The following is an 11,890-nucleotide window of genomic DNA, read 5'->3' on the forward strand; positions in this document are numbered from 1 at the left end:
GACGGCGTGTCACCTGACGGGCTCTCAGCGTGCCGTCCCGGTCAGTGCGCGGGCTGCTGGTAGACGTCCGGGATGCCGTCGCCGTCCGAGTCGAGGTTCTCCTCGTCGACCAGCTCCCGGTAGTGCCGGTTGCGCAGTTTCAGCAGCACCGTGGCGACCAGCGCGCAGAGCAGTGAGCCGACCAGCACCGCGGCCTTGGCCCGGTCGGCCAGCGCCGGGTCGTCCGGGAAGGCCAGTTCGCTGATCAGCAGCGAGACGGTGAAACCGATGCCGGCCAGGGTCGAGACCGCGAACAGGTCGGCCCACTTGAGCTGCGGGTTGAGCTCGGCCCGGGTGAACCTGGCGGCCAGCCAGGTGCCGCCGAAGATGCCGACCGTCTTGCCGACCAGCAGGCCGAGCACGATGCCGAGCGGCGCCGCCTGGGTGAACACCTCGCCCAGCGCCGGGCCGGTGATCGCCACCCCGGCCGCGAACAGCGCGAACACCGGCACCGCGAAGCCCGCCGAGAGCGGCCGGACCAGGTGCTCGATGTGCTCGCCGGGTGAGACCTTCTCGTCGTCCACCCGGTGGCAGCGCAGGATCAGGCCCATCGCGACGCCGGAGACGGTGGCGTGCACCCCGCTCTCGTGCATCAGCGCCCAGATCAGGAAGGCCAGCGGCAGGAACAGGTACCAGCCGCGCACGCCGTGCCGGTGCAGGAACCAGAACAGCACCAGGCCCGCCAGCGACAGCCCGAGCGCCCAGAACTTGATGCCCGAGCTGTAGAACACCGCGATGATCAGGATCGCGATCAGGTCGTCCACCACGGCCAGCGTGAGCAGGAACGCCCGCAGCGCGGACGGCAGGTGACTGCCCACCACGGCCAGCACGCCGAGCGCGAAGGCGATGTCGGTCGCGGTCGGGATGGCCCAGCCGGCCGGGTGGCCGCCCGGGCCCGAGTTGGCCACCGCGTAGACGATCGCGGGCAGCGTCACGCCGCAGACCGCGGCCACCACCGGCAGCATCGCGGCGCTCGGGGTGCGCAGCTCCCCGGCGACGAACTCGCGCTTGAGCTCGATCCCGGCCACGAAGAAGAAGATCGTCAGCAGCCCGTCCTTGGCCCAGGCGTCCAGGCTGAGGTCGAGGTGCAGCGGCGAGGACGGGCCGATCGTGTACTCACGGACGCTGTCGTACGAGCCGGGCCAGAGGTTCGCCCAGAGGAGGGCCGCGGCGGCGGCCAGCAGTAGCAGGATGCCGCCCACGGTCTCGGTGCGCAGCGCGTCGGTGAGGTACGTCCGCTCGGGCAGCGAGAGCCGTCCGAGGAACTGACGGCGAGTCGGGGTGGGCGGCGGCGTGGCCACGACGGGGGACCTCCAGGCGGGGAGCGGGAAACGGATACACCGGTGGTGCGGTGCCGACCAGTCTTCCCGGCGCGCCTCAGAAATCCTGTTGTGTTTTTGACAGCCTATCGGGTGGCTGCGGGGAACCTCGAGGCGGTGTCCGGTTCGCCCATTTTATGAGGGGATCCGACTCTCGCCCGGGGAGCCGACGGCCGGCCGCCGCGCGCCCTCGCGTGCGCTCGCTCGGATGGCCGCCGCGCGGTGCGGCCGGACGGTGGCGTTCCTATCGTCAGGGGCATATGCCGCCCGGACCGGGCGGCTTCTCCCGATCCCGGAGCTCTTGATGCCCAGTCAGATAACCGACCGGCCCCCCGCACCCTTACCCGCCCTCTCCCCGGAGCTGGCGCAGTTGCTCCGGCCGCTGTTCAGCGGGGCCACGCCGACCGGCGGCATCGCGGTCGCCGTGATCCGGGGGAACGAGCGGACGGTGGTCTGCCGGGGGTACGCGGACCGGTCCGGCGCCCGGCCGGTGCGCGCCGACACCCGGTTCGCGCTCGGCTCGGTGACCAAGACCTTCACCGGCCTGCTGCTCGCCGAGATGGTGGCCAGGGGCGAGGTCGGGTACGAGGACCCGATCGACCGCTACCTGCCCGCCGAGGTGCTGCCCGGCTACCCGCAGGAGCGCCCGATCACCCTGCTGCACCTGGCCACCCACACCTCGGGCCTGCCCCGGCTGCCGGTCGGCCTGCTGCCCGCCGCGCTGCCGCGCTGGTTCACCGACCCGTACGCCACCTTCAGCCGCCCGCACCTGCTCCGGGCGCTGCCGAGGACGCCGGTCCGGGGCATGCCGGGGGCGCAGGTCCGGTACTCCAGCCTCGGCTGCGGGCTGCTCGGGCTGGCGCTGGAGAGTGCGGCGGGCATCCGGTACGAGGAGCTGCTGGCCAGTCGGATCTGCGGCCCGCTCGGCCTGATGGACACCTCCTGCGCGCCGGACCGGGAGCCCTCGCACGGCTACCGGCGGGGGCGCCGGGTGCCGTCGTTCCGGCTGCCGGCCCTGCCGGGGGCGGCAGCGCTCAGCTCGACGGCCGACGACATGCTGCGCTACCTGCAGGCGCACCTGGCGGTGGACGCGGTGCCGATCACGGAGCGCGGCGGGGCGGCCGCCGCGCTGAAGGCGGCGCTGCGGGAGGTCAGGCTGCCCAGGGTGGAGCGGCGGCGGTCCGGCGCGCGGATCGCGCTGACCTGGAACCACCGGGCGCTGGACGAGGGCGAGCTGCTCTTCCACACCGGGGCCACCGGCTCGCTGCGCGGGCGCGGTGCGACGGCCGAGGCGTCCGGCGGACGGGACGGCGGGGCCGCCTCGGCGGTGTTCGCCGGGTTCAACCCGACGGCGCAGGTGGGGCTGGTCGCGATGGCCAGCACGGTGCCCGGGCTGCGGCGCCGGTTCACCCAGACCGCGTACGCGACGCTGCGGCGGCTGGCGGGCTGACCCGGACCCGGCACTGTGGCGGGGGCCTGCGCAGGCCCCCGCCACAGTGCCGGTGACGTCCGGTCAGCTGTGGTCCGAACCGCCCGGCAGTTGGGACTGGATCAGGTTCATGACGCTGCTGTCGGCGAGGGTGGTGGTGTCGCCGACTTCGCGGCCTTCGGCGATGTCGCGGAGCAGGCGGCGCATGATCTTGCCGGAGCGGGTCTTGGGCAGTTCGCTGACGACCTTGATCTGCTTGGGCTTGGCGATCGGGCCGAGGGTGCGGCCGACGTGGTTGCGCAGCTCGGCGACCAGCTCCTCGCTCTCGGTCGCGGTGCCGCGCAGGATCACGAAGGCGACGATCGCCTGGCCGGTGGTGGCGTCGGTCGCGCCGACCACCGCCGACTCGGCGACGGCGGGGTGGCCGACCAGGGCGGATTCGACCTCGGTGGTGGAGATGTTGTGGCCGGAGACGAGCATGACGTCGTCGACGCGGCCGAGCAGCCAGATGTCGCCGTCCTCGTCCTTCTTGGCGCCGTCGCCGGCGAAGTAGCGGCCCTGGAAGCGGGACCAGTAGGTGTCGATGTAGCGCTGGTCGTCACCCCAGATGGTGCGCAGCATGGACGGCCACGGCTCGGTCAGCACCAGGTAGCCGCCGGAGCCGTTCGGCACCTCGTTGGCCTCGTCGTCCACCACGGTGGCGGCGATGCCGGGCAGGGCGCGCTGGGCGGAGCCGGGCTTGGTCTCGGTGACGCCCGGCAGCGGGCTGATCATCATGGCGCCGGTCTCGGTCTGCCACCAGGTGTCGACGATCGGGGTCCTGTTGCCGCCGATGTGCTCGCGGTACCAGATCCACGCCTCGGGGTTGATCGGCTCGCCGACGCTGCCCAGCACCCGGAGGCTGGAGAGGTCGAACTTGGCGGGGATGTCGTCGCCCCACTTCATGAAGGTGCGGATCGCGGTCGGCGCCGTGTAGAGGATGGTGACGCCGTACTTCTGCACGATCTCCCAGAACCGGCCCTGGTGCGGGGTGTCCGGGGTGCCCTCGTAGATCACCTGGGTGGCGCCGTTGGCGAGCGGCCCGTAGACGATGTACGAGTGCCCGGTGACCCAGCCGATGTCGGCGGTGCACCAGTAGACGTCGGTCTCCGGCTTGAGGTCGAAGACCGCGTGGTGGGTGTAGGCGGCCTGGGTCAGGTAGCCGCCGGAGGTGTGCAGGATGCCCTTGGGCTTCCCCGTGGTGCCCGAGGTGTAGAGGATGAAGAGCGGGTGCTCGGCCTCGTGCGCCTCGGGGGTGTGCTCGGTGGACTGACGCGCGGTGATCTCGTGCCACCAGACGTCCCGGCCCTCGGTCCAGCTGACGTCCTCGCCGGTGCGGCGGATGACCAGGACCTTCTCGACGCCGTCGACCTTGGTCAGCGCCTCGTCGATGGCGGGCTTGAGCGCGGAGGGCTTGCCGCGGCGGTAGCCGCCGTCGGCGGTGATCACCAGCTTGGCGTCGGCGTCCTGGATCCGGGAGGCGACGGCGTCGGCGGAGAAGCCGCCGAAGACCACCGAGTGGGTGGCGCCGATCCGGGCGCAGGCGAGGATCGCCACGACCGCCTCGGCGATCATCGGCAGGTAGACCGTGACCCGGTCGCCCTTGCGGACGCCGAGCTCCAGCAGCGCGTTGGCGGCCTGCGAGACCTCGTCCTTGAGCTGGGCGTAGGTGATCGAGCGGCTGTCGCCGGGCTCACCCTCGAAGTGGATCGCGACCCGGTCGCCGTGGCCGGCCTCGACGTGGCGGTCCACGCAGTTGTACGCCACGTTGAGCCTGCCGTCGGCGAACCACTTGGCGAACGGCGGGTTCGACCAGTCCAGGGTCTCGGTGGGCTCGACCGCCCAGCTGAGGCGGCGGGCCTGCTCGGCCCAGAAACCGAGCCGGTCCTCGGACGCCTGCGCGTATGCGGCCGCGGTGACGTTGGCGTCGGCCGCCAGCTCCGCCGGGGGAGCGAAGCGGCGCTCCTCCTTGAGCAGGTTGGCCAGGCTCTCGTTGCTCAACGCGCACTCCTCATCGAGTTTCCATCTGCCGGGGGATCCCGTGCGGAAGGGATTGTCCCGTGTGTCCCAGCGCACAGCTCACCAGGCGAACCGGCATGTTGACAAGAGGCACCGGAGAATTGGTGTAGACCTTTGACCGACGGCGGCGGGCGGGCCGGCGCCGCGGCCGCCCCGCCGGGTCACGGGACCGGGCGACCAGTTGCCGCGGCGGACCTTGACGGGGCGTCCGGGCGGTACTCCACTGACAGCACGGGTGGCGCCGAACGGCATCGGGCCGAACCGCGCCCGCCCTGGTGGGGGGACAGCCGTGTCCGGACTTCCCGCAGGCAGTGACTCCGACTCCGAGCCCCGGCCGGGCGACTTCGCCGTGGTCCGGATGGGCGGCCGGGGCGGCCGTCTGATCAGGATCGGCCAGTGGCTGAACGGCGACGGATTCGCCGACTGGGAACACGCCTTCGTCCACGTCGGGAACGGCGAGCTGGTCGAGGCCCAGCCCGGCGGGGCCGAGCTCCGACCGCTCTCCGTCTACGACGGCCGCCCGATCCGCTGGTCGTCGGGGCGGATCCCGCTGACCGACGACCAGCGCCGGGCGGTGGTCGCGGCCGCCCGGCGCTACATCGGCACCCCGTACAGCGCGGCCGACTACTTCGCGCTGGCCGCGCACCGCTTCCACCTCCCGGTCGGGCTGCTGATCGGGAAGTACGTCGCCGACAGCGGGCACATGATCTGCTCCCAGCTGGTCGACCAGTGCTACTGGGACGCCGGGGTGCACCTCTTCACCGACGGCCGCTGGCCGGGCTACGTCACCCCGGCCGACCTGGCCGGCCTGCTGGACCCGTAGGGCGGGTGCCGTCGGGGCGGGCGAGCCTGACGGCCGGTCAGGCCGCCAGGTCGGTGCTCTCGGTCGGGGCGGGCCCGGTCGGGACCCGCTGCTCCGAGACCGGGACGAAGCTGCGCAGCTCCGGGTCGAGCACGTACGCCTGGGCGTCGGCGAAGTCGAAGTACATGCCGACCAGCCGGAGGGTCCCCGCCGCGACCCGGCGCTCCACCGCGGGGTGTGCCAGCAGCTGGTCCAACTGCTGGACCACGTTGGTGATGCCGAGCTGCTCCACCTCGCTGACCAGCGGCCGGTCGGCGAACACCGCAGGGGCCCGGCGCAGCCGGTCCAGCGAACCCCGGCCGTTCCGCAGCCAGCGCCCGAGCGGGGTGGGCGGGCCGGGGTTCAGGTGCACGCCGTCCAGCAGGGCCTTCATCGCTCCGCAGCCGGAGTGCCCGCAGACGGTGATCGAGCGGACCTCCAGCACCTCCACCGCGTACTGCACGGCGGCCGCGACCGAGTCGTCGGCGGCGCCCGGCTCGTACGGGGCCGGTACCAGGTTGCCGACGTTGCGGACGGTGAACATGTCGCCCGGCCCGCTGCTGGTGATCATGCTGGTCACCATCCGCGAGTCGGCGCAGGTCAGGAAGAGCTGGGAGGGCGTCTGCCCCTCCCGGGCCAGCCGGGCCAGCTCGGGCCTGACCAGGTGGGCGGTGTGCTGTTGGAAGCCGCGCACGCCGTCCAGCAGGCGGCCGTGCGGGTCGTCGGCGCCGGGCTCGATGCAGTGGTGGCCGCCCCAGGGCGTCCAGGCCCGGCAGCGGTGCGGGCCCGGCGAGCTGCCCGCCCGGACCGTGCCGTCCGGGTCCAGCACCTCCTCGTCGAGCTCGGTCAGCATCGAGACCCGGCCGCCCGACGCCTGGTGGCCGGACCGCCAGGTGTGCAGCTGCTCGTAGGCCGCGTGGTCCAGGAACGAGCCGTCATGACTGACCGTCACCTGGGCGCCGGCCGGGATGTCGGCCAGCGCGCGGCTGAGCCGGGGCACCACCGCGAAGGTGAGCGGGCCGTGCGTCCGCACCGTCCAGGAGCCGTCCGGCTCCGCCAGCACGTCCACATGGGCCCGGGTCAGCCGGTGGAGCGCGAGCAGGGCGGCGACCCCGCCGCCGAGCAGCACCCCGAGCGGGACGCCGAGCAGCACCACACCGAGCACGGTGGCCAGGTAGGCCGGGAACTCCCGGTGCCGGTGCACCCGCCGGATGTGCGCGAAGCTGACCATCTGGACGCCGACCACCAGCACCAGCGCACCCAGGGCCGCCAGCGGGATCTGCCGCAGGCCACCGCCGAACGCGAGCGCGGCCACCAGCACCCAGACCCCGTGCAGCACGGCGGACCACCGACTGACGGCCCCCGCCCGGATGTTGGCGGTGCTGCGGACCGCGCCGCCGGCCACCGGCAGACCGCCGAGCAGGCCGGTGAGCAGATTGGCGAGACCCTGGCCGCGCAGCTCGCGGTCCAGGTCGATCGGGCCCGGCGCCTGCCGGCCGACCGCGACGGCGGAGAGCAGCGACTCCACGCCGGCCACCGCCGTCACCGTCAGCACGGCGGCCAGCAACACCGGCCAGTGCGCGCCGAGTTGGGCGAGCGAGGGCAGGGCGGCGAAGTCGTGCTGCTCCCAGGTCGGCAGCTCGACCCGGGCCAGCCGGAGACCGAGGGCGATCGAGAGCCCGGTGGCGGCGGCCACCGCGACCAGCGCGGCGGGCACCCGGGCGGCGACGGCGCCGATCCGGCCGGCCCGGCCGGGCAGCAGACCGAGCCGGGGCCAGGCGAACAGCAGCGCGATCGCGAGCCCGCCGACCGCGAGCGCGGGCAGGTGCGGCCCGGAGAGCTGGCCGGGCAGCGCGATCAGGTTGGCCAGCGCGGCGCTCTGCGGCGATCCGCCGAGCACCACGTGGAGTTGGGCGATGGCGATGGTCAGCCCGACCCCGGCCAGCATGCCGTGCACGACGGCGGGGGAGACGGCCAGCGCGGACCGGGCCACCCGGAGCGTGCCGAGCAGGAACTGCAGCAGCCCGGCGCCCACCGTCACGGCGCAGGTGACCTGCCAGCCGAACTGGGCGATCAGACCGGCGATGATCACGGTCAGCGCGGCGGACGGGCCGGTCACCTGGAGCGGGGTGCCGCCGAGGGCTCCGGCGACGATGCCGCCGACGGCGGCGGCCACCAGCCCGGAGGTGAGCGGGGCACCGGTGGCGAGCGCGATGCCGAGCGAGAACGGGACGGCGATCAGGAAGACCACCAGGGAGGCCGGCAGATCCCGGGCCGGCCGCCCGAAGCGGCCCGGCGGGGCGTGGTCGGTGGTGTCGGAGGCGATGGGTGCGGCGGAGACGTCGAAGGTCATGGTGTCCCGTCTTTCCGGGGGAACGAACGCAGTCAGGTCCGGGGAGGTGCTTCGTGGGTCGGATCGGCTGTCGTGGGTCGCGACGGTGTGGCGGGGATGGTCGTGGGGTGCAGGCACGGCGGGGTCGGCTCGTCCACCCCTGGGACCATCAAGATTCGGTAAACCGAGAGTAATGAGATCTTTGCACAGCGTGAAATCGACCGACAGTGCTGCGCCCGGGATTCACTCCTTCGGGGAGTAGGCGAACCACCGGGGATGTGCAGAAGCGCACGGGGCGGCCTCGGACTCCGAGGTCGCCCCGTGCGCTGCGGTCGGGCCGCCGGCCGGTCAGACGCCGGCCGCGTCCAGGTGCCCGGCGCCGAGCACGAAGCCCGGGTCCACCTGGGTGGCCAGGTCGATGCCGGTCTTGGCGTTGCCCCAGCTCTCCGCGTTGCGGAGGTGGAAGTGGACGGCCTGGCTGGTCCAGCGCTCCGGCTCACGGGCGGCGAAGGCCAGCTCGGCCTGCTCCCTGAGCCGGGCCAGCACGGCCCGGTTGGCGGGCTCCAGCGTCCGCAGCTCGGGCTCGGCGCCCTGCTCCAGGCGGCGCACCCAGTCGGACTGGCCGAAGCAGGTGAGCAGGTCGTCGCCGACCTCCCGGCGGAGGAAGGCCAGGTCGTCGGCGCCGTTCACCTTGTTGCCCACCACCTTCAGGGTCACCCCGAAGTCGCGGGCGTACTCCTTGTACTGACGGTAGACCGAGACGCCCTTCCGGGTCGGCTCGGCTACCAGGAAGGTCAGGTCGAAGCGGGTGAACAGGCCGGAGGCGAAGGAATCCGACCCGGCGGTCATGTCGGTGACCAGGTACTCGTCCTGACCGTCGATCAGGTGGTTCAGCAGCAGCTCGACCGCGCCGACCTTGGAGTGGTAGCAGGCCACCCCGAGGTCCTGCTCGGTGAACGCGCCGGTGGCCAGCAGCCGGACCGAGCCCTCGTCCAGCGCGACCGGCCGGGCGCAGGCGGCGTACACCGGATTCTCCTCGACGATCCGCAGCAGGCGCGAACCCCGGCCGGGCGGCGTGGTTTTGATCATCTGCTCGGCGGAGCCGATCAGCGGGTTGCTGCCGCGCAGGTACTCCTTGATCTCGGGCAGGTGTGCACCGAGCGAGGGCAGGGCGGCGGCCTGATCATCCGTCAGCCCCAGGGCCGGGCCCAGGTGTTGGTTGATGTCGGCGTCGACGGCGATCACCGGGCAGCCGGCTGCGGCGAGGTGGCGGATGAACAGTGCGGACAGCGTGGTCTTCCCGCTGCCGCCCTTGCCGACGAAGGCGATCTTCATCTGAGACTCCGGCTCTCGGCCCAGCCGCTGGGCGGCTGAAGTTGTTGGTAATCGTTATCGTCACCGATAGCGCTCATGCTATCCGGGGTTTGGCCCACCGCGCGGGCGGGAAAGTCGGATTGCCTCGAACGGGTGATGGTGGGGTTGCTGTCGGGCCCTGGGGGAGGTGTTCATTACCCTCGGGTAGGTGACCACTGGAACAGACCCCCTCGCCCCGCTGGCCGAGCTCCCCGGAGTCCCCGAGGCCGTCGCGGAGGTGCGCAAGGCCGTCGACCGGCTGTACGGCCACCGGGCGATGCGCCGCCGCGCCGCCGAGGTGACCTCGGAGTCCGCCCTGCGCGGGGCCCGGGCCTCCGCCGCGCTGGACGGCGCCGACTGGCCGCTGGAGGAAGTGCGGCGCCGGACCGACTTCGGTGCCGACCCGGAGGCCAGGACGGTCGGCGGTGCGCTGCGGATCTCCGCCGAGGCGGGGCAGCTGCTCGGCGTCTGGCGGCACTCGCCGGTCCAGGTGCTGGCCCGGCTGCACCTGCTCGCGGTCGGGGATGGCGCGGCCGAGGCCGGCCGGCCCAGGACGGCCGACGAGCCGGCCGACGAGCTGTTCCCGCTGGAGCTGGCGATGGCCGAGGGGGTCGGGGCGGACGCCCCGCCGCCGCAGGCCGTCACGCTGCCGTCCGCCCCGCCCGCCGCGGAGGCGGCCGCCCGGCTGGACCAGCTGGCCCGGCTGCTGGCCGACCGCGCCGACCGCGCGCCCGGCCAGGGCGCCCCGGCGCTGGTGGTGGCCTCGGTGGTGCACGGCGAGCTGCTCGCGCTGCGGCCGTTCGCCTCGCACAACGGTGTGATCGCCCGGGCCGCCCAGCGGATCGTGCTGATCGCCGAGGGGCTGGACCCGAAGGCGATCTGCCCCGCCGAGGTCGGCCTGGCCGAACTCGGCACGGTGGCCTATCGGCAGGCCCTTCAGGGCTACTTGAGCGGTACGGCGGAGGGCATGGCGGCCTGGGTCGCGCACTGCGGGCGGGCGCTGCGGCTCGGTGTCCGGGAGAGCACGGCGGTCTGCGAGGCGATGCAGCGCGGGATGGTCTGAGCCCGACGCCTCGGGGGCAACGAGTTGCGGCGGCGCCCGGTCCTGCTGGGCGCCGCCGCTGGTACAGGTACCGGGTTACCAAGCATGCACCGTGATTGCCCATCAGGTGGGGATCTACTGCCCGTTCACCTGGTGCGGCGGCCCGACAGCGGGTCGGCTGCATGTGGGTGCTCAGTGATCTGTACTCGGTCCGTGGGGCCTGAACTGCGTTGTCGGTTTGACCTCTCAGGGTCCTGACCGGGTCTCGCGGGCCGTAACTCCTTTCTACCGCGAAATCGGACAAAGGGGAACCCGAAACGGAAACTCTTTGGTCGGCTGCCCACGGTGACCGGGCGGGGCTCAGGCAGTCGGGCGGCGGCGCCTCGCGGCGTACCAGAGCAGCCCGGCGGTCAGCGCGGCGGTGCCGACCGCGACCGCGAGCAGCACCGTGCGGCTGGGGGCGGAGAACTGGGGGAGCCGACGCCGGAGTTCGACCGGCCGGTCGAAGACCAGGATCGGCCAGTCCCGGGCCTGCGCCTCCTTGCGGAGGGCCCGGTCGGGGTTGACCGCGGAGGGGTGGCCGACCGCCTCCAACAGGGGCAGGTCGGTCGAGGAGTCGCTGTAGGCGAAGCAGTTGGCGAGGTCGTAGCCCTCGCTCAGGGCCAACTCCCGGATCGCCGCCGCCTTGTTCTCGGCGTAGGCGTAGTAGTCGATCTCCCCGGTGTACCGGCCGTCCTCGACCTGGAGCCGGGTGGCGATCACGTGGTCCGCACCGAGCAGCTGCCCGATCGGCTCCACCACCTCCGAGCCCGAGCTGCTGACGATCACCACGTCGCGGCCGGCCTGGTGGTGCTGCTCGATCAGCGAGGCGGCTTCGTCGTAGATGATCGGGTCGATCAGGCCGTGCAGGGTCTCGGCGACGATCTCCCGGACCTGCTGCACGTTCCAGCCCTTGGTGAGGGCGGACAGGTACTCGCGCATCCGCTCCATCTGGTCGTGGTCCGCACCGCCGGCCAGGAAGACGAACTGGGCGTACGCGCTCTTCAGTACGGCCCGGCGGTTGATCAGGCCGCCCTGGTAGAACGGGCGGCTGAAGGCGAGGGCGCTCGACTTGGCGATGATCGTCTTGTCGAGGTCGAAGAACGCGGCGGTCCGCGTTGCTCCGAACGGGCGAGTCGCGGCGGTCACGGGGTCCGGCAGCGGCACCTGCGGGGCGCCGTCCGGCACCGAATCGCGGGCAGAGTTCTCGCCGTGGTCGGCGGTGTCGGCGTTCTCGGTGGTGTCCACGGGATCAGAGGATAGAGGGCTGGGCAAAAGACCCCGCCATATGGCGTACTCATGGCCGCTTGGGTTTGTGTTTCTGGGCCGTCGGGTACACCATGGAAGTCACGGATCGTTCGCGACCGTGCTAACCCGGTCCGGCTCCTCCCCCCCGAGTCGGACCGTGGATAGACGACCCCCGCTCTCCCCCCCGGCG

General features: G+C 72.8%; 8 protein-coding genes. 3 read left to right on the forward strand and 5 right to left on the reverse strand.

All coding sequences use genetic code 11. The features are described from left to right. Positions 1-41: 41 nt before the first annotated feature. On the reverse strand, positions 42-1,340 hold the full coding sequence (gene nhaA / locus ACIRPK_RS14710) for a Na+/H+ antiporter NhaA (protein WP_403037900.1): 1,299 nt from the start codon (positions 1,338-1,340) through the stop codon (positions 42-44). Positions 1,341-1,662: 322 nt separating this feature from the next. Between nhaA and ACIRPK_RS14715 the strand changes: the two genes are divergently transcribed. Then, entirely contained in the window at positions 1,663-2,808 is a 1,146-nt protein-coding gene (locus ACIRPK_RS14715; RefSeq protein ID WP_403037903.1) for a serine hydrolase domain-containing protein, read from the forward strand. Between the two features lie 63 nt (positions 2,809-2,871). Here the strand turns inward: ACIRPK_RS14715 and acs are convergent, their stop codons facing one another. Then, positions 2,872-4,827, reverse strand: a complete 1,956-nt coding sequence (gene acs, locus ACIRPK_RS14720; RefSeq protein ID WP_403037906.1) for an acetate--CoA ligase — start codon at positions 4,825-4,827, stop codon at positions 2,872-2,874. 307 nt (positions 4,828-5,134) lie between these two features. Between acs and ACIRPK_RS14725 the strand changes: the two genes are divergently transcribed. Next, the gene (locus ACIRPK_RS14725) at positions 5,135-5,668 is read left to right on the forward strand and encodes a hypothetical protein (RefSeq protein WP_403037909.1); all 534 of its coding nucleotides are present in this window, start codon (positions 5,135-5,137) and stop codon (positions 5,666-5,668) included. Positions 5,669-5,705: 37 nt separating this feature from the next. On the opposite strand, the gene ACIRPK_RS14730 is transcribed toward ACIRPK_RS14725, so the two are convergent. Both ACIRPK_RS14730 and ACIRPK_RS14735 read right to left on the reverse strand, forming a co-directional pair. After that, the gene (locus tag ACIRPK_RS14730) at positions 5,706-8,039 is read right to left on the reverse strand and encodes a SulP family inorganic anion transporter (protein WP_403037911.1); all 2,334 of its coding nucleotides are present in this window, start codon (positions 8,037-8,039) and stop codon (positions 5,706-5,708) included. A gap of 327 nt (positions 8,040-8,366) precedes the next feature. Continuing rightward, positions 8,367-9,353, reverse strand: coding sequence for an ATP-binding protein (locus ACIRPK_RS14735; protein ID WP_403037914.1), 987 nt, complete (start codon positions 9,351-9,353; stop codon positions 8,367-8,369). A 187-nt stretch (positions 9,354-9,540) separates the two neighbouring features. On the opposite strand from ACIRPK_RS14735, the gene ACIRPK_RS14740 reads away from it, so the two are divergent. Further along, positions 9,541-10,434: an oxidoreductase gene (locus tag ACIRPK_RS14740; protein ID WP_403037917.1), complete on the forward strand. Its 894-nt coding sequence runs from the start codon at positions 9,541-9,543 to the stop codon at positions 10,432-10,434. A gap of 339 nt (positions 10,435-10,773) precedes the next feature. Here ACIRPK_RS14740 and ACIRPK_RS14745 read toward each other — a convergent pair whose 3' ends face one another. Continuing rightward, complete coding sequence (locus tag ACIRPK_RS14745; RefSeq protein ID WP_403038285.1) at positions 10,774-11,601, reverse strand: HAD family hydrolase; 828 nt, start codon at positions 11,599-11,601, stop codon at positions 10,774-10,776. Positions 11,602-11,890: the final 289 nt, after the last annotated feature.

This window comes from Kitasatospora sp. NPDC101801 (genome assembly GCF_044766665.1).
GTDB lineage: Bacteria > Actinomycetota > Actinomycetes > Streptomycetales > Streptomycetaceae > Kitasatospora.

Excerpts from the sequence above, each read along its gene's own strand:
- ACIRPK_RS14715 (WP_403037903.1), top strand. The coding sequence starts at position 1,663 with ATGCCCAGTCAGATAACCGACCGGCCCCCCGCACCCTTACCCGCCCTC.
- ACIRPK_RS14730 (WP_403037911.1), bottom strand. The coding sequence starts at position 8,039 with ATGACCTTCGACGTCTCCGCCGCACCCATCGCCTCCGACACCACCGAC.
- ACIRPK_RS14735 (WP_403037914.1), bottom strand. The coding sequence starts at position 9,353 with ATGAAGATCGCCTTCGTCGGCAAGGGCGGCAGCGGGAAGACCACGCTG.